Annotated in this window: 15 protein-coding genes; 1 reads left to right on the plus strand and 14 read right to left on the minus strand. The window is 46.7% G+C overall.

The window, feature by feature from the left end; genetic code table 11:
• Positions 1–58: 58 nt before the first annotated feature.
• The 12 genes from F3J22_RS10915 to F3J22_RS10970 form a co-directional block, all read right to left on the minus strand.
• Complete coding sequence (locus tag F3J22_RS10915; RefSeq protein WP_167017018.1) at positions 59–667, minus strand: redoxin family protein; 609 nt, start codon at positions 665–667, stop codon at positions 59–61.
• A gap of 174 nt (positions 668–841) precedes the next feature.
• Positions 842–4,339, minus strand: a complete 3,498-nt coding sequence (locus F3J22_RS10920; RefSeq protein ID WP_167017020.1) for a M43 family zinc metalloprotease — start codon at positions 4,337–4,339, stop codon at positions 842–844.
• 186 nt (positions 4,340–4,525) lie between these two features.
• Positions 4,526–5,497: a YihY/virulence factor BrkB family protein gene (locus F3J22_RS10925; RefSeq protein ID WP_167017022.1), complete on the minus strand. Its 972-nt coding sequence runs from the start codon at positions 5,495–5,497 to the stop codon at positions 4,526–4,528.
• A 27-nt stretch (positions 5,498–5,524) separates the two neighbouring features.
• Positions 5,525–6,574, minus strand: a complete 1,050-nt coding sequence (gene mltG / locus F3J22_RS10930; RefSeq protein WP_167017024.1) for an endolytic transglycosylase MltG — start codon at positions 6,572–6,574, stop codon at positions 5,525–5,527.
• Positions 6,575–6,644: 70 nt separating this feature from the next.
• Positions 6,645–6,998, minus strand: coding sequence for a preprotein translocase subunit SecG (gene secG / locus F3J22_RS10935; RefSeq protein WP_167017026.1), 354 nt, complete (start codon positions 6,996–6,998; stop codon positions 6,645–6,647).
• Positions 6,999–7,006: 8 nt separating this feature from the next.
• The gene (locus F3J22_RS10940; protein WP_167017028.1) at positions 7,007–8,356 is read right to left on the minus strand and encodes a hypothetical protein; all 1,350 of its coding nucleotides are present in this window, start codon (positions 8,354–8,356) and stop codon (positions 7,007–7,009) included.
• Between the two features lie 56 nt (positions 8,357–8,412).
• Positions 8,413–8,934, minus strand: a complete 522-nt coding sequence (locus tag F3J22_RS10945; protein WP_167017030.1) for an LptE family protein — start codon at positions 8,932–8,934, stop codon at positions 8,413–8,415.
• Between the two features lie 33 nt (positions 8,935–8,967).
• Positions 8,968–10,209, minus strand: a complete 1,242-nt coding sequence (locus F3J22_RS10950) for a sigma-54-dependent Fis family transcriptional regulator (RefSeq protein WP_167017032.1) — start codon at positions 10,207–10,209, stop codon at positions 8,968–8,970.
• 43 nt (positions 10,210–10,252) lie between these two features.
• Positions 10,253–11,662: a tRNA (N6-isopentenyl adenosine(37)-C2)-methylthiotransferase MiaB gene (gene miaB / locus F3J22_RS10955; protein ID WP_167017034.1), complete on the minus strand. Its 1,410-nt coding sequence runs from the start codon at positions 11,660–11,662 to the stop codon at positions 10,253–10,255.
• A gap of 214 nt (positions 11,663–11,876) precedes the next feature.
• Positions 11,877–12,380, minus strand: a complete 504-nt coding sequence (locus F3J22_RS10960) for a hypothetical protein (RefSeq protein WP_167017036.1) — start codon at positions 12,378–12,380, stop codon at positions 11,877–11,879.
• 24 nt (positions 12,381–12,404) lie between these two features.
• Positions 12,405–13,184, minus strand: coding sequence for a (Fe-S)-binding protein (locus F3J22_RS10965; RefSeq protein ID WP_205195179.1), 780 nt, complete (start codon positions 13,182–13,184; stop codon positions 12,405–12,407).
• Between the two features lie 17 nt (positions 13,185–13,201).
• Positions 13,202–14,530 (minus strand): (Fe-S)-binding protein, encoded by a 1,329-nt coding sequence (locus tag F3J22_RS10970; RefSeq protein ID WP_167017038.1) that lies wholly within the window; start codon positions 14,528–14,530, stop codon positions 13,202–13,204.
• Between the two features lie 78 nt (positions 14,531–14,608).
• Here F3J22_RS10970 and F3J22_RS10975 point away from each other — a divergent pair, with 78 nt between their 5' ends.
• On the plus strand, positions 14,609–15,106 hold the full coding sequence (locus F3J22_RS10975; RefSeq protein WP_167017040.1) for a phosphoribosyltransferase family protein: 498 nt from the start codon (positions 14,609–14,611) through the stop codon (positions 15,104–15,106).
• A gap of 68 nt (positions 15,107–15,174) precedes the next feature.
• Here the strand turns inward: F3J22_RS10975 and F3J22_RS10980 are convergent, their stop codons facing one another.
• Together F3J22_RS10980 and F3J22_RS10985 are read right to left on the minus strand one after the other, a co-directional pair.
• Positions 15,175–16,113, minus strand: coding sequence for a DUF2279 domain-containing protein (locus tag F3J22_RS10980; RefSeq protein ID WP_167017042.1), 939 nt, complete (start codon positions 16,111–16,113; stop codon positions 15,175–15,177).
• 51 nt (positions 16,114–16,164) lie between these two features.
• The gene (locus tag F3J22_RS10985) at positions 16,165–17,889 is read right to left on the minus strand and encodes a phospho-sugar mutase (protein ID WP_167017044.1); all 1,725 of its coding nucleotides are present in this window, start codon (positions 17,887–17,889) and stop codon (positions 16,165–16,167) included.
• Positions 17,890–17,951: the final 62 nt, after the last annotated feature.

Raw genomic sequence — 17,951 nt, forward strand, 5'->3', positions numbered from 1 at the left:
TTAAGAAAAAAAAGCGCCAGTAAAGGCGCTTCAAATATCTTTCCGGAAAAATAAAAAATTACAACTTACGCTTAATATTACAGCCCAGCGCCGCTGAAGAAGCAATACTAACTGCTTTCCCCGCCAGCATATCATTCATGGCATTGCGCAGCAGATGTGCTTTCACGGCTTCTGCATTACCCGGACTATCATCAATTCCGCCTTTATAAACCAGCTTGCCGCTTTTATCGAAAAGGAAGCATTCCGGTGTGTGGTTGGCGTCAAAAGCATCTGCCAGTTCTGCATTTCTATCTAACAGGTAATACCAGGAAAACTGGTGTTGTCCCGCATATGCTTTCATGGCAGCGAGTGATTCGCCTTCTGCTCTGTTGGCCTCATTGGAATTGATCATGGCTACGCCGACATTATTCTTTTGTGCAAAGGCGCAAACAGCCTGCAACCGCTCCTTATTGCGCAGCATATAAGGACACTGATTGGCAACGAAAATTACCAGCAGTCCGTTACTGTTTTTAATAGCATTTAAGGAGATTTCTTTACCGGAGATATCGGTTAATCGCGTTTCTGCTTTAGGAATAGGTGCGCCTAAATCCAGATTGGCATCGCGGGCCGACCGGAACGAAGTAAGAATGACAGTACACAGAGATAAATAAAACGCGGACTTAAACATAAAAAATTATTTTCAGGTCCAACAATAGGTGTTAAACGGTGACAATTATTAACAGAAAGATAGGTTAAAATATGCAGATATATTAGCTGCATACCGGCAAATAACAAACAGCTATTGATTTACAATACGTACTGTATTTGCCGGTATGTAAAATTATACATTTCAACTTGTCTTTTACCGCAATAACACAAAAGATCCCTTTATTAACTGTGTAGTTCCGTCGGTAAAAGTGAGCAATGCAAAGTATACATAGCTGTCCATATTTGCCGGACGACCATTTACCATGCCATTCCAACCATAAGCTTTATCGTTGGCAGGGGTATTACTGGTTTCAAAAATCTTGTTACCCATACGGTTAAAAACGGTGAAGTTTTTTACCATCGCAATATCTCTTGAACCAATCACATAGAAGATGTCGTTCTGTCCATCGCCATTGGGAGTGAAGGCAGTAGGCATACTTGTTCTTTCAAGGATAGATGACTTGAAAGACGTGGCAGCAGTGGCTATACAGTAAAAACTGTTTTGTACTGCTACCTGGTAATTCAGCGATGACTTAATGGTAGCTACTGGCTGCGGACAGGTCGTGCAGGATAAACCTTCTGCCGGCGTCCAGGTATAGGAGAATGGTGTGCCTCCGGTCACAGTTGTTACCAAAGGTACCTGTGCCGGACGTAGTACATCACTGATAGTAGGTGCCACCTTTACACTGAAAGGAATGTACATGGCATTGGCTGAATTGTTATTGTAATCCGTTTCCTTAAAAACAGTTTCAGGTATACCAGACTCATTTATCTGGACATTATTATTTACTACAGCTACTACTTTTGTGCCATTTTGAGGCTTTGGCAGCAGGTGTGTATATACATAACAGTTCCCCGGCTGACGTGCCATCGTGTAAAAAACGTTGCCCAGGAGTTTGCCGGTACCCGCATCATAAAATGCAACCGGCAATTTTGCCCAAACGCTATCATAACCGTTGTGCATACATATTTTGAAACTCACTATCATTCTGGTGTCATCAAAACATTGCGCATCCTGTAACTCCACGGTAAAATCCGGCGGGAAAATATGAATATTGGCGGTATCTCTTAAAATACATCCATACTGATTTACCAATGTCAGATTGATAAGATCACTGTCTTTCATAGTAGCCAGCGGTGTTGCGCAGTTATAACAGTTAAGGCTATACGTATACGTTGGTGATTGCGACCAGGTGGTAGTATAAGGCTGATCTAAAGTTGTATTGAAATACAAAGGAAATGCAGCTTTTCTGAACACGGTAGTATCAGCAGGCATCAGATTTAGCACAGGAGGAGTGTAGTCAGTATTGCTGGTATTATTGTCGTAATCTGCTTCTTCGATGCCGGATGCCGGTGGATATTTGAGCAGCCTGTCTGTGCTTATCTTTACATACACCTTTCCTGTGGCTGAATTGCTGATAAAGTGCTCGTAGGTATTACATGCTGTTGTACTAAAACCGGTAGTGGTAAAGTCGTTGCCTAGTTGATGGGCCAGCCCCAGATCAGGATCTGCGTCATAGAAGCGGATCACCAGTCCTGCAGGTATATTTCCCTGAATGAAATTGTTACAAACCGTGAAACGCACGTGCAGTCTGTTATCGCTGGCACAGGTGAGCTGATCTATTTTAGCAGTATAATCATCTGCCACAGGAATATGTATCGTAGCAGTAGCGGTGTCGTAGCACCCCAGATTACTAAAGGCGATTACCTGCCGGATGGTAACGGTATCCTGACGATATGGTGCCGTAAAGGTGGTAGTAGCGCAGTTATCACAGCTTAAATTATCGGTAGGTACCCACTTCATGCTGCTGACGGTGCCATGCACGGTCTTAGCTGTCAGATCAACGCTGGCCAATGGTTTCACCAGTACATCCGATACATCCAGTACAGGTTTGAAGCGAATGTTTTTAAAGGTAGCCAGGTTGTTCTTGTAGTTTTGTTCCGTCATTCCGGTGTTGGGTAATGCCAGCGGAATAGTGCTGCCATTATCTGCGGCTACCACTACAATACTATCGATGCCGGCGATGCCTGCATTAACGGTAGTTGTATAAAGTGGAGTGCTGCATTTACCGGTAAGGTCGCCGGGCATCAGGTATACACTACCCAGTTGTACTGCCCCGGGATCTGATGGTGGTCTGTCGTAAAACGCAATGGGCATGCCTTTGCTGATGGTCTTATAACCGAAATTATGCAGATAGAAAGATACTTTCAATTGGTCCTGCTGGAAGCATTCTACTTTGGTAACATATATGGCTACATCTGGTGTAGGATCATCGACGGTAATATGTAATTTTTTGGTGGTATCGGTGCAGCTGCCATCCGTGGCAATCAGCCATACATCATAGATGCCGGGCTCCGGGAAGGTATAGGTGAAATCCTGGTCTGTAGAGACAACCTGTTCAGGCATTCCACTGTTACTGCTCATATACCATTTGTAGGAAGTCGCATTCCTGGACATGTTGGTAAACGTGATCGGATCTGTTTCTTCCCCTGTTTTGGATGCAATTTTTCTTTTACTTGGCGTAAACCTTGCCACCACACCACAGCTTACTTCCACCACATCGGTGTACAACGTACTACATGCGCCGGTAGTGGCTTTGAGGGTTACATAATAATTGCGTTTATCCGTTACATTTAGTGTGAAATCAGTTGCGGTAGAAACAACTACATCATCTACGAGCCATTGCCAGGAGGCGGCGCCGGTACTGGTATTGGTGAATGTTACATTGTCGCCGGTAAGCGGGTAGTCCCTATCGCGTGTAAATGCCGCAACGACGCCACCGGTGCAGGGATCGTTACAGAGAGTACTGTTGATCATACCGGGCAGACCCGCATTGATAAAGGCATGCATTCTGTCTGCCTGACCTTGTGTAAAGCCCAGTATACACCCTGTTCCATTGCCATAGTCCATGAAGTTATCAGGGAGGTCGGGCACATCAACACTGAAGCCGGAAAGGGTGTCGGTGCTGCAGGAGTTGGGAGGATTTATGCAGAGATATCCGCCGGTGATAGTTTTATCCGGAGGGGTATCACACACCTGGTCCCCATCTTTGGTACAGTCATCATTTTTACAGTCCATGTTCCCGAAAGTATGCAGCAGGTTGAGGTAGTGCCCCATTTCATGTGCGAGGATTCCTGCGCCCATGCTCGAAACGACAACATCGCCACCAGGTCCGGCATAGCCGCCTTTTTTCAGTCTTGTCCATTTACCACATTCAAACAACTGCATGAATTCTGATTTGATATCACTCACCAGCCAGATGTTGATATACCTGCTGCCGTCCCATCTGCCAAGTTTGGTAATGCGGTCTGCTTCCAGGTCGTCGTCGAAGTCGGTCAGATAGGATTTTACCCGTGTAATACCGGTAGTGCTGCTACCGTCCGGTGCGGTATGGGCCAGACAAAACTGTATACCTGTATTGGTACGGCCGCCGGTAAAGGCGCCGCTGGCACTGTAGGCTTCATTCAGCTCTTTGATCCCTGCCTGTATCATTGCATCCGTAATGCTTTGCGGATCGTTGGAAATGATATGGACCACAACAGGTAAGGTCACTACTGGTTGCTGGGCTTTACTCAATAAAGGCAGGATAAGGCATAGCAGCACTAACAGGCAGCGCAGGGTGAATGCCGGCTTTTCATTCGGATGATGCATAAGTTCACTAGTTGGCAAGATTAACGTAACGAAAAGCTGGTAAGGGCCACTAATCAGTGACAGGATACGGTAAATAAATGCACAGCTTTTCGGTTAATCTCTCGACAAGATTTTTACAAATGTAAAGCAACACTTGCAGAAAAAATAATATCTGTTTAAATTGATTTATTTAGGGAGATGCCTGTCTTATCTGGCAATTGCCGGATGGGCCTGCTCAGGGTGGCTCTTTCGCTTTTCTTCACTGACATGGTGAATGCTGGCATTTAATTCGAATCCTACGAGCAGGAAGAAGGAGTTAAAAAATACCCAGAGCATGAGTACCAGAATGGTACCAATGGAGCCATAGATTTTATTGTAATTGCTGAAATTATTCACGAAATAGGAGAAGCCTACAGTGACCAGGATCATACCTACAGTAGCCACAGTGGCGCCTGCGGTAATAAATCGCCAGCGTTTCAGCGTAGCGGGGCCAAAGCGGTATAACACGGCATTTACGGAGTAAAACAGTGCAATGATGATGATCCACCTGGCATATTCTGCAAGACCGCGGATAAAGGTATTATGAATACCCAGCCAGTTGAAAGTGCTACGTAGCACAGATCCCTGGATGATGGTAAGGACTACGGTCAACAATAAAATGATTACCACGATACCTGTCAGTTCCATGGCGATCAGCCGGGTATGCCACCATTTACGCCTGCGGAAGCCGGAGCGCTCCATTTTATTGAAGGAGCGCAGGATGCCCATTACACCGTTGGAGGAGTAAAAGAAACCCATCAGGAAGGCCACAGACAACAACCCGTTACGTTGCGTATGGAGGAAGTCATGGATCATTTCCCGGACGATCATGTAGGTGTTGTAGTTGGGCGTAAGGTCCTGTGCAAGGTCGTAGAGCGTGGGCTCTATGTTTTTCATTGGAATATAAGGCACCAATGTAAACAGGAAGATAAAGAAAGGAGGTACGGCCAGCAGGAAGTTAAAGGAGATGGCGCGGGCTCTGTCACCGAGGCCTCTGTTTTTAACTTCCTGGCCGAAATATTTCAGGACATCATATAATGGCACTCCTTCAAAGCCGGGCAGGATAAGTGTTTTGGTCCGGTCAACCAGCTTTCTGTAAGGTGTAGATCTGAAGATGAGGTTTTCAGGTTTAAATGCCAAGATGATGTTGATTGTGTGATGAATAAATTAATACCCTCTTTTATTGAGTTCTGCCTGGTATTTTCTCGCGTTTTCAAGATGTTCTGCATAGGTGGCAGCAAAAGCATGATAACCCGAAAAATCGGCTCTGGCGCAAAAATAAAGATAATCTGTATCCGGTGTGTTAAGTACCGCATTAATAGATTTCTCTGAAGGGGTACAGATTGGGCCCGGAGGCAGGCCGGCATAATGATAGGTATTGTAAGGCGAATCGAACAGCGTATGCTTTTCAAGTATGCGTTTCAGTCCGAAGTCCTGCAGGGCAAACTTAACGGTAGGATCTGCCTGCAGGCGCATACCTTTACGGTATCTGTTGAGATAAACGCTGGAAATCAGCGGTTTTTCGTCATTTTTATTGGTTTCTTCCTCTACGATAGATGCCAGGATGGTAACCTGGGTAGGGGTGAGGCCGAGTTTTCCGGCTTTGGCCTTTCTTTCATCTGTCCAGAATTCTTCTCTTTCCTTTTCCAGTTTTTTAAAAACGGTTTCGGCGTTGGTATTCCAGTAAAACTCGTAGGAGTTGGGCACTACGGCACACATCACGGTGTTGGTGTCGAGCCCGAACTGGCGGAGATAGACCTGGTCACGGAGGATGGCGCGCAGGGCATTGGAGTCGGCTTCGAGGTTGGTGGATACTTTCCTGACGAAATCGTCTTTGGTGCGCAGTTTATTGATGACAAGGGTTACCGGCGCCTGTTTTCCGGAGCGCAGCAGCTTCACTATTTCGAAGTTGCTCATGCCGCGGTTAATCTTGTACCTGCCGGCTTTTACGCGGGAAGGGTAGCCAAGTTCCTTTGCCAGCCAGTTGAAGCTGCCGGTATTGCGAACGATGCCCTGGTCCTGCAAGCCCTTCAATACATCATTGTAGGTGCTTCCTGTGCGGACATAAAAGTACTTGTTATCGCCAAACGCTCTTGTGTTAGGGCCAAAGACGCGGTAGCTGACATAGACGAGAATGCCGGCGATCAGGCAGCCTGCAATTAACAGGATTCGCCTGGTAAGGCCGGAGGTTTTTCCAGATTGCTTCTTTTTTGCCATAGATAGTACTGGTAACAAAAAACCTCGCTTTTAACGGCGAGGTTTACTGTTATATTACGTAAAAATAATATTATTTAGACGGAGTAGAAGGCGCAGGATTAGGTGCTGGTGCCTGAGGAGCAGGTTGCTGAACAGGAGCCGGCTGGTTACCCAGGCTTCTTTCTAATGCGCTTTTTTCCATTTTGGTACCGGTATTGGTTTTACCGATAAACAGTGGAGAAGTCAGGCAGAGTACTGCGATGATGGCAGCGAGCACCCAGGTACCTTTTTCAAGCACATCCGTAGTCTGACGTACGCCAATCACCTGATTACCAATTCCTCCGAAAGAACCGGATAAACCGCCACCTTTAGGATTCTGGATCAGAACGAAGAGACCTAATAACACACAGGCCAGGAGAATAAGGATACCAAAAACTATCAGCATAGAAACTACTATTTATTTTTGTCAGTTAGTGACTTTAATTCTTTTATCTTTTGCGCAAAATAAGCGTTTTTGTCGGGATTAAGCAAACTTAATTTTTTATATATCTGAATGGCATTCTGGTACTGCTGCTGGCGCACCCAGATTTCCGCCAAAGTTTCAGAAACGATGTCATTATTGATGATGATGGAATTCATGGCCATTTTCTCTACTGTTTCAGAGATTTCCGGCTCGGTATCTTCATCATAGATCTTGTTGAGCTGCTGGTGGTACCAGTCTTTACTGTTTCTGCCGGTGAAATTGTCTTTGATCTGGCGTAACCAGGAGGTAAAGCTTTTCATGTCTGCTTCCCCCTGCTTATTCAATTCATCTGCTTCATCCGGATTTTTCAGGCGTTTATAGGCAAAATAATCATCTGCAAATAATGGCTGAAATACGAGTTCTGTTGCTTCTTCTGTAGGTAATTCCAAAGGAAAAATTCTTATCGGCTCGGTTTCCCCCGATGCATGCGCTGTACCCTCGACTGCCGTTTCTGCCTCAGGCGCATTCACCGGAGTGTCGGACATTTCCGGCACTGCAACTGGTGCTATATGCTGTGCTGTTTCCTTATTTTCTTCTGTCAACGCCACTGGTCCTTCCATGGACGCAGCCGGAGCGTCGGCGCTTATTTGTTGTTCTTCCGCCGGCTGATCCACCTTTGCTGCGGCTTCCATGATTTCCGCCGGCGCTGCTGCCTGTATTTCACTGCCGATATAATCCGGCAGCGGGGAAGCAGCGGCCTCTTCTGCGGCAACCCTTGCCTGCAGCAGGTCTATCTGCTGGATACCACCTGTATTGGCAGACGGCATCACCACATGTACTTTCGGATAATGTACTTCCGGCTCCTCCGCGACAGGCGCTTCTGGTGCCAGGCCAGCATTCAGTTCATCTGCCAGTGGCTCTTCCTGGGCCTCCGTATGCATTTCAGGCGGTAAGGCGGCTGATTCACTCAACGCAATCTCTGCATCCTCCGGCGCATGGAATGCTGCAGCCACTTCCTGCGTCTCCGCAGGCTTTTCTACCACAGGAACACGAATATCATAGTCTGGCAAAATGGCCGGTAACCGCTCTTCTATCTCCATTAATACCGGCGAGGCCGTAATAAAATGATAATAGTGGTGAGCAGGCAAGCTATAAAGACTCCCGGTTTTCACAGCATGACTGCCCAGGTTGCTGTGGCGACTATAATCTTTCTTGGCCAGCAATACCCTGGCAGTGGAAAAATATGGATATTCCGTTACCAGCTTCTGTAAGGCTGCTTCATCTACCTGGTGTAAGTCAGGTACGTGAAAGAGTTGTTCGATGATCCTGTTTGGCGTCATAAGCTGCTAATATAATAAAAATCCGAAATGTATAAATTTATATACGGAAATCTCTATTACCAGTTGGCGAAGGCGCGGTTGAAAATATCGTCAGTAATGTTAGGAATAATTTCGTTGTCCAACAGGCCATTTTCCACGCTGCTGGCGAGTGCAGAAGCAGGGAAGTCCGCGCTGCGCGTAAACGACTGTGTGAATCCTTTCTTATCAGTAACACGTTTGATAAACTGAACGTTCACGGTAACAGTGAGCCTTGAACGGGAAGATTTATCAACATCAGTAACCGCGGCGTTGGAAAATACGTAGCTGGTAATCTGTGCCCTGAATTCATAATCCGCACGCGGATCAGTTTCACTTACCTGTACCAGTTTCGTCTGCGACTGGATCTTATCACGCAATTTCTGTGTCAGACGCTGACCCAGGGTAGGGTTGTTGATGGGCGCCCTGTTTTCGAAGAAGCGGACATTTACTGTTTTAGCTTCTTTATCAATACTTGCACCATTGGCAGAGTATTTCACGGAACATCCATGAAACAGCGTAGCTATGGCAACAACGATTAATAATGGAAATAGTTTCCTCATGAAAAAATTAGTTATTGGCTATTGGTTATCTGCCTATTCTGCGATATTATATTCTTTCAGTTTCCTGTACAGGGTCCTTTCGGAAATGCCCAGGTCTAAAGCGGCGTCTTTACGTTTACCTTTATGTTTTTTCAGGGCTTTAACGATCAGCTCTTTTTCCTTATCGGCAATAGAGAGTGTTTCTTCCACTTCTTCGTGGTGATCTATCTTATTGTCCTGGATAATGATAGGTTGCGGATTGTTCATGACCGGCGCCTGCGGTGTAATATCGGTAGTGGCAGGGTAGCTGTGCAGCACATGATTATCTGCAGGATGGTAATCGTGGTTATGTACCACATTCGGGTTCTGCAGAATATCAAAAAACATCTTTTTCACCTCTGTCACATCTTTTTTCATATCAAAAAAGAGTTTGTAGAGGATATCTCTTTCGCTGGCAAAGTCGCCACCAGACTGCTGTTGTGGTGATGCCAGCATAGGCAGCCTGTTAATTTCCGGCTGTTCCGGCAGGAAGCGTTTCAGGTCATTTGCTGTTACCAGTTTGTCGGTAGATAATACCGATATCTGTTCAGCAATATTTTTGAGTTCTCTTACATTACCTCTCCATGGGTAATTGACAAGAATATTACGTGCTTCGTCGTCCAGCTGGATGGAAGGTGTTTTATATTTCTCGGAGAAGTCCACAGAGAATTTGCGGAACAGCAACGGAATATCTTCTTTTCTGTCGCGCAGCGCAGGCACGCGGATAGGTACGGTGTTAAGCCTGTAGTAGAGGTCTTCCCTGAACTTTCCCTGCTGGGTACGTTCGAGGAGATCCCTGTTGGTGGCGGCAATAACGCGTACATCTGTTTTCTGTACTTTGGAAGAACCTACGCGGATATATTCACCGGTTTCCAGTACACGCAGCAGGCGTGCCTGGGTTCCCAGCGGCATTTCGCCGATTTCATCCAGGAATATGGTACCGCCGTTTACAGTTTCAAAGTAACCTTTACGGTTATCTACTGCGCCGGTAAAGGAGCCTTTTTCGTGACCGAAAAGTTCGGAATCGATGGTCCCTTCGGGGATAGCGCCACAGTTCACCGCAATGAACGGGTTATGTTTACGTGCACTTAATGCATGGATGATCTGAGAAAATACTTCCTTACCAACACCGCTTTCTCCATTGATCAACACGGTAAGATCCGTGTTGGCAACCTGTACTGCCACCTGGAGCGCGTAGTTCAGCGCGGGACTGTTACCTATAATGCCAAATCTGTTTTTAATCGCCTGTATATCCATATCTGATTAAGCCTCTTTTGGATTGTTTAAAATACGCTCAGCCTTATACCGCTACACCTTTGAGTGTGCCGCTGGTGCAGCTTTCTACTCTCACCATAACATAATCGCCTTTCTTAAAGTTTTGTCTTGGAAAGACGATCACTTTATTCTGTTCGTTACGGCCGTAGAGGTCATCTTCTGAACGTTTGGAAAAGCCTTCTACCAATACTTTGCAGGTACGGCCAACATCCTGTTGCATGCTTTCGAGCGAGTGCCCGCGGAATAATGCTACTATTTCCGCCAGCCTTCTCTTTTTAACATCTTCCGGGATATCGTCCTGGTAACGGCGTGCGGCCAATGTGCCAGGGCGCTCGGAATAATAGTACATATATGCGAGGTCATAACGGACAAACTCCATCATGGCCATCGTTTCCTGGTGTTCTTCTTCTGTTTCCGTACAGAATCCGGTGATAATATCTGTAGAAATACCGCAGTCAGGCAGGATTTCACGGATACGCTCCACTTTCTTCATATACCACTCACGGGTATACGTACGGTTCATGAGCTGTAATATACGTGTGCTGCCGCTTTGTACCGGCAGGTGTATGTAATTGCAGATGTTCTCATATTTTGCCATCGTGTGGAGTACCTCATCGGTAATATCTTTAGGATGGGAGGTGCTGAAACGTATACGCAGCAAGGGATCTATCTGTGCTACCCTTTCCAGCAACTGTGCAAATGTCACGGTTTCTTCGCCGGAGTCGTTGGTCCAGTAGTAGGAGTCTACGTTCTGGCCAAGCAGTGTTACTTCGCGGTAACCATTATCGAACAGCTCGCGGGCTTCACGGACAATGCTATAGGCATCACGGCTACGCTCACGGCCACGGGTAAACGGTACTACACAGAAAGTACACATGTTGTTACAACCGCGCATAATAGATACAAAGGAAGTAACCCCGTTGTTATCCAGTCTTACCGGGCTGATATCTCCGTAGGTTTCTTCACGGCTCAGCAATACATTCACTGATTTCTGGCCGCCTTCTGCTTCTGCGATTAGTGCAGGCAGACTACGATAGGCATCCGGGCCGATGACCAGGTCTACCAGGTGTTCTTCTTCCAGGAGCTTTGCTTTCAGGCGTTCGGCCATGCAGCCTAATATGCCAATCAGCAACCCCGGGTTCCTTTTCTTATGAAAACGATATTCTTTGAGTCTGTTACGTACGGTCTGTTCCGCTTTTTCACGGATAGAACAGGTATTTACCAGGATCAGGTCGGCTTCTTCCATGTTGCGGGTAGGGCCAAAACCTTCACCATTAAGTATGGAGGCTACGATCTCGCTGTCATTGAAATTCATTGCACAGCCGTAGCTTTCTATATAAAATCTTTTATTATACGTATTGGGTTGGTTGGCAACAGGGGAGAATGCTTCTCCCTGGCGAGCTTCGTCGTGTTCCTTTGTGATCTGATCCAGCATTCCTTTTCTCTGATTTAAGACGGCAAACATAAGGAATAAAACCCGAAAAATGACATATTGTCATTAGTTTACTATGGGCTGAAATAAGGTGCCTGTACCGGCATCGGCAGTGTGGGAATCCTATTGGATTTTTCAGGCCGCCAGCCCGGGGATATCCACAAAAAAAGACCAGTTTAATAAAAACTGGTCTTGAAGTAAAGTTATCTTGCTGATATTACGCAGTAATGCCTAACCTGGCAGCCAACCAGCTGTCTTTCAACGGGATAAGCCATTTGCTATCGAGGTCAGCCTTAGTGAGTACGGTATTGTTCAGGTAAAGGGTATTCTCATCGATATAACCTTTTTCCAGCGCATAGGCTACCTGTTGCATCGGCAGCAGCTGTACCCTGTCTTTCACCACAAAACCTAGGAGCAGGCGATCAAACAGGTTGATCTCATACTGCCTTTCCAGGCTTTTAATCACGCGTACGGAGCTATCTGTACTGCAACCGCTGACGGTCACATTCGTTTCGTCGGCAATCAGTACAATAACCTGGTCCATGATAACGCCACCCCAGCCCTTTACAGGGTCGCCGTGGGCGTTCCACTGCCCGGTAAACTGGTCCAGTTGTTCGTTGATCTCCAATACTTCCCTTTCGTTGAATGGTCTGTTACTCTGGTATATCCAAACCCTGGAAGCTGGAGAAAATCCTTCAGGGAAATTAATCTTGTTCATCATACTGCAAAATTAGTCAATTCAACACTATTTCAGGCTTTCTGCGATGATTTCTGCCAGATCCAGCACCTGTACTGAATCTTCCTTGCCAGCTTCCTTTACGCCATCGGTGAGCATGGTCATACAGAACGGACAGTTGGCGGCTACCACGGAGGCACCGGTATCCACTGCTTCCTGGCCACGTTCAAAGTTGATGCGGTTGGTGCCTTTTTCTTCTTCCTTGAACATCTGTGCACCGCCGGCGCCACAACAGAGGCCTTTGCTGCGACAACGTTTCATTTCTACCAGCTCTGCATCCAGTATTTCCAGTACTTTTCTTGGGGCTTCATAGATCTCATTGGCTCTTCCCAGGTAGCAGGAATCGTGGTAGGTAATCTTTTTGCCTTTAAAGCTGCCGCCTTCCTTCACTTTGATCTTGCCTTCGTCTATCAGCTGCTGCAGGTAGGTGGTATGATGGATTACTTCATAGTTGCCTCCCAGCGCAGGATATTCATTTTTTATGGTATTGAAGCAATGCGGACAGGTAGTGACGATTTTTTTTACTTCGTACATGTTGAGTACCTGTATGTTGCTCTGGGCCATCATCTGGAAGATGAATTCATTACCGGCCCTGCGTGCAGGGTCGCCGGTGCAGCTTTCTTCTCTTCCCAGTACAGCGAATTTGACACCTACCTTATCGAGGATGGTGGCAAATGCCTTGGTAATCTTTTGTGTACGCTGGTCGAAGCTGCTGGCGCAACCCACCCAGAACAGTACTTCAGGTGTTTCTCCATTGGCGGCATATTCTGCCATTGTCTTTATATGCATCCCTGATATTTTTAGTATTAACTATTCATTTCGTTGATCCAGTTCTCACGGTCGTCCGGGCCAAATTTCCATGGCGCCATATTATTTTCAATATTGCTGAACATACCTGTCCATTCTGCCGGTGCACTGGATTCTTCCATCACCAGGTAGCGGCGCAGCTGCAGGATAATATCGAGCGGGCTGATACTCACGGGGCATTCCTGTACGCAGGCGTTACAGGTAGTGCAGGCCCGCAGCTCTTCTTCGGTGATGTAGTCGCGCAGCAGCGTTTTGCCATCCTCCTGGAAGGTGCCGTTATTGGCCTTGATATTTTTACCTACTTCCGTTACACGGTCGCGGGTATCCATCATGATTTTTCGTGGTGATAACAACTTGCCGGTCAGATTCGCCGGGCAGGCAGCGGAGCAGCGGCCACATTCTGTACAACTGTAGGCATCCAGCAGGTTTTTCCAGGTAAGGTCCTGAACGTCTTTTGCACCAAACTTAGGAATCTCTGCACCTTCTGCAGGCGCTTCTGTAGCCAGTTCCGGCTGCAACATGGATTGTACCTCGCGCTGGATGGCAGGCATATTCTCCATTTCGCCCTTAGGTTCCAGGCTCGCATAGAAGGCATTCGGGAATGCCAGTATAATATGCAGGTGTTTGGAGTAGGGGAGATAGTTCAGGAATGCCAGAATACCCAGGATATGTAACCACCAGCAAGTGCGTTCTACCGCCATTACCGATGAATCAGACATACCGTTGAATATGGAGGCAAACATTCCGGAAACCCAGAAATGGCCGGTCGCAACATAATGCTCCGAGCCACGCAGCTGCAGGTTCTGGTCTGCCGCATTCATGGTCAGGAACAGTGTCATCAGCACAATTTCGGTGATGAGGATATAGTTGGCGTCGGAACGTGGCCAGCCATCTAAATCTTTACTGATAAAGCGTTTGAGCTTAAGTATGTTTCTTCGGATGAGGAAAATGGCGCAGGATACAAGTACCAGCACTGCCAGGATCTCAAAAAGTCCGATCAATACAGGATAAAGGCTGCCTAATACGGGCACGAATAAACGATGTTTGCCCAGGATGCCATCCAGGATAATCTCCAGGATCTCAAGGTTGATGATAACAAAACCGGCATACACAAAGAAGTGAAGCACGGCCACCAGCGGGTTACGGAACATTTTCTTCTGACCGAAAGCCAGTAGCAATACGTTTTTCCAACGCTGATCAGGATGGTCGGTAAGGTCCTCATCCCGCCCCAGCAGAATATTCTTCCTTATCTGCCGCGCTTGTTGGGAGAACAGGTAAACTGCTATCCCAAAAGCAATTACAAATAACAACTCTTGTACAATTTGCATTATTTCAGATTTGACTCCCTAATTTATGTTTTTTTTTGATCGTATAACGCAGATGGGTATTTTCACTATTTTTGGCCCATGGAAAGCAGGAACGTAATTCTTACCAAAGACATCATACAGAAGAAGATTGAACGCATCGCCTACGAAATTTATGAACATAACAGCGATGGGAACGAAATCATTTTAGCGGGTATCTGGGACAGAGGCCTGGTCATTGCCCGTAAGATTGCCGCTATCTTGCAACAGATATCGCCATTGAAAACACGTATCATCGAACTGCGTCTGGATAAACAACACCCGGGAGCGGTAACTGTTTCAGAACAGGTTGATTTTAATGGGAAAGTGGTGATTATAGTGGATGATGTAGCCAACTCCGGCCGTACCATGCTGTACGCTTTGAAACCATTACTTGAATTTCTGCCTGAAAAAATCCAGACAGCCGTACTGGTAGACAGAAAGCATAAATCTTTCCCGCTTTCTGTAGACTTCGTGGGCTATTCCCTGGCTACTACCTTACAGGAGTCTGTAATGGTCGACATGGAAGGGGAGGAGATCATATCTGCCTATCTGCAATAATATAATCATCTGCATAATAATAACTAAGCAAAGCACTGGCCTGATACAGGGCGTATACATGCCTTTGATCAGAAGTAGAGCGCGTGTAATTTCATATAGCCCTTACTGTTAATTTCCAGCGTCGGGGCGGGGAATTTTATCATGTTCAATACCTGGAACAGCACCTTTACGCCTTTCTTCTTTGTCCTCAGTTTGGTGAAATCTATATCCGGCGACAGGTAAAACTGTCTGTACCGGCGGATAGGGCTATAGTCATGGAATACGCCATGGTCGTCTGTCCAGGAATTATCGGTACCGCCAAACATATCTTCTGCACCATAACCCACTGCAATATTGAGCCATCGCGGAAAGTTACTTTCCCTGGCGAAGGAATGTACATTCACAGACAGCCAGTAGGTTTGCGCATTATAGTCTTTCAGAATCCGCTCCGGGAGTGAATTTCCGAAAAGGTCCCTGGCTTTGTCCTTCAGTATGGGGTCATCATAGCTTTGGAGGTGTGAGGAGAATTTAATCTGGATACGTTGTTCGTTCCAGGCCAGCTCCTGGCTGATCAGGAGGGCGGAGCCAATGGTATTGGCGGCCATATCTGTCCAGGAAAAGCCCCATTCACTGCTATAGCCATCCAGTACTTCTATGACAGATTGAAACGCCAGCCCACTCAGGCCACCGATCCAAATTTGCTCCTTTCGCGGCAGCCCGCTCCATCGCCAGGCTTCCCTGCTGTATTTTCCAAGGAAATAGGCACTGAATATATGCCCGAACTTGTCCATCTGGTTCCATTCGTGAATATCATTAAAGAAGTGAAAGGAACTTTTGGGATAGCCACGGTACCAGGCGGCATTGAGTGCAACAAGGCTACTGCCGTAAACCACTGCGGTAGCACCGCTGAGTATGGCCACGCGGGCCGGTATGGTTGTGTCAGGGATAGAGAAAAAGGAGGGGCGCTGTTGCGCCTTGCCGGTTTGCAACAGGAATAGGATAGGTAATATGCATAATCGGCGGGTCATAAATAAAAAAAGAAAACCCGCAGTCCTGGCGGAACTGCGGGTAGCATTGTATTATTTCAGTTTCATGTCTGAGATAATACCATTTATTTTTTCATCCAGTTCGGCGGTAACTTTATCAAAGTCGGCAGCACTTGTCAGTGGCGCGTTTACGCTGAAATAGAATTTAATTTTAGGTTCGGTACCTGAAGGACGGGCAGAAATTTTGCTGCCATCTGCGAGTAAAAACTGTAGTACGTTGGATTTAGGGAGATCGATCGGTTTGATTTCACCGGATTTGATATCCTTGATCTGTTGCAGCTGATAATCGAAGAGGGTAACTACCGGAGAACCATTGATGGTAGCAGGCGGATTTTCGCGGTAGCCGCGCATCATGTCTGCGATTTCATCAGCCCCTTTCATTCCTTTTTTGGTAATGGAGATCAGGTGTTCTTTATAATAACCATATTTTGTGTAGATGCTCACCAGCTGGTCGAACAGGGTTTTGCCCTTGCTACGTGCTACAGCGGCCATTTCACAGATCATGGCTACAGACGATACTGCATCTTTATCGCGTACGTTACGACCGATCATATAACCGTAGGACTCTTCACCACCGCAGATAAAGCGCTCCTGTGGCTCTTTACGGCGGATCAGGTCAGCGATCCATTTGAATCCGGTTAATACATTATAGCAGTTAATATTGTTTTTAGCGGCAAAAACATCGATCAGGTCGGAGGTTACCACCGTTTTGGCGATGTAGTCGTTTGGTTCCTGTAAGCCTCTTTCCTTGCGTGCTTCCACGATATAGTTAAAGAGCAGCGCTGCGGTCTGGTTACCGTTGAGGAGAATCCATTCGCCATGGTTGTCTTTAACGGCGATGCCTACACGGTCAGCATCGGGGTCGGTACCGAGGAGAATGTCGGCATTGAGTGATTTGGCCATTTTCAGACCAAGGCTCATGGCTTCCGACTCTTCAGGGTTTGGATATACCACTGTAGGGAAGTTGCCGTTAGGCGTCGCCTGTTCTTCTACGATATGAACATTATCGAAGCCATAGCGTTTCAGGATCTCGGGTACCATAGTGATACCGGTACCATGAATGGGTGTATAAACGATGTTGAGGTCGTGCTGTTGTTTGCAGATCTCAGGGTTGATGCTGAGGCCTTGCAGTTCCTGGAGGTAAGCTTCGTCCACTTCTTTACCGATAAGGGTAATATTGGCTTCGCCACCGGTCCACTTCACTTCGTCAGGAGAGGTGATTTTCTCCACTTCACGAATCACATTTTTATCATGAGGCGGTACCAGCTGGGCGCCATCGTTCCAATAAGCTTTATAACCGTTGTATTCACGTGGGTTATGAGAGGCAGTTAATACCACACCGCCCTGGCATTGCAGGTGGCGGATAGTGAAAGAGAGTTCCGGTGTAGGTCTCAGACTTTCAAAGAGATATACTTTAATACCATTGGCAGCAAACACATTGGCAGCGGTTTCGGCGAAGAAACGGGAGTTGTTGCGGCTATCGTGCGCCAGCGCCACTTTAATTTCGCCTTCGAAGCTCTGCTTCAGGTAGTTAGCAAAACCCTGGGTAGCCATCCCAACGGTATATTTGTTCATACGGTTGGTACCAACACCCATGATACCGCGTAATCCGCCTGTACCAAATTCCAGGCTACGGTAGAACGCTTCTGTCAGTTCATCGGGGTTTTCAGCCTGCATTTTCTTTAACGTGGCCACCGTTTCAGCATCATAATTGCCATTCAGCCATTGTGACACTTTGTTTTGAATATTGATATCCATGGTCATCTTGTTTTGGGAGCCGAACGGCTCAAATAGTTTGTAAAGTAAAAATAAAAAAACCA

The organism is Chitinophaga sp. Cy-1792 (assembly GCF_011752935.1).
Taxonomy (GTDB): Bacteria; Bacteroidota; Bacteroidia; order Chitinophagales; family Chitinophagaceae; genus Chitinophaga.

Excerpts from the sequence above, each read along its gene's own strand:
- F3J22_RS10980 (WP_167017042.1), bottom strand. The coding sequence starts at position 16,113 with ATGACCCGCCGATTATGCATATTACCTATCCTATTCCTGTTGCAAACC.
- F3J22_RS10945 (WP_167017030.1), bottom strand. The coding sequence starts at position 8,934 with ATGAGGAAACTATTTCCATTATTAATCGTTGTTGCCATAGCTACGCTG.
- F3J22_RS10915 (WP_167017018.1), bottom strand. The coding sequence starts at position 667 with ATGTTTAAGTCCGCGTTTTATTTATCTCTGTGTACTGTCATTCTTACT.
- F3J22_RS10920 (WP_167017020.1), bottom strand. The coding sequence starts at position 4,339 with ATGCATCATCCGAATGAAAAGCCGGCATTCACCCTGCGCTGCCTGTTA.
- secG (WP_167017026.1), bottom strand. The coding sequence starts at position 6,998 with ATGCTGATAGTTTTTGGTATCCTTATTCTCCTGGCCTGTGTGTTATTA.
- F3J22_RS10985 (WP_167017044.1), bottom strand. The coding sequence starts at position 17,889 with ATGGATATCAATATTCAAAACAAAGTGTCACAATGGCTGAATGGCAAT.
- miaB (WP_167017034.1), bottom strand. The coding sequence starts at position 11,662 with ATGCTGGATCAGATCACAAAGGAACACGACGAAGCTCGCCAGGGAGAA.
- F3J22_RS10950 (WP_167017032.1), bottom strand. The coding sequence starts at position 10,209 with ATGGATATACAGGCGATTAAAAACAGATTTGGCATTATAGGTAACAGT.
- F3J22_RS10970 (WP_167017038.1), bottom strand. The coding sequence starts at position 14,530 with ATGCAAATTGTACAAGAGTTGTTATTTGTAATTGCTTTTGGGATAGCA.
- mltG (WP_167017024.1), bottom strand. The coding sequence starts at position 6,574 with ATGGCAAAAAAGAAGCAATCTGGAAAAACCTCCGGCCTTACCAGGCGA.
- F3J22_RS10975 (WP_167017040.1), top strand. The coding sequence starts at position 14,609 with ATGGAAAGCAGGAACGTAATTCTTACCAAAGACATCATACAGAAGAAG.
- F3J22_RS10965 (WP_205195179.1), bottom strand. The coding sequence starts at position 13,184 with ATGCATATAAAGACAATGGCAGAATATGCCGCCAATGGAGAAACACCT.
- F3J22_RS10960 (WP_167017036.1), bottom strand. The coding sequence starts at position 12,380 with ATGATGAACAAGATTAATTTCCCTGAAGGATTTTCTCCAGCTTCCAGG.
- F3J22_RS10940 (WP_167017028.1), bottom strand. The coding sequence starts at position 8,356 with ATGACGCCAAACAGGATCATCGAACAACTCTTTCACGTACCTGACTTA.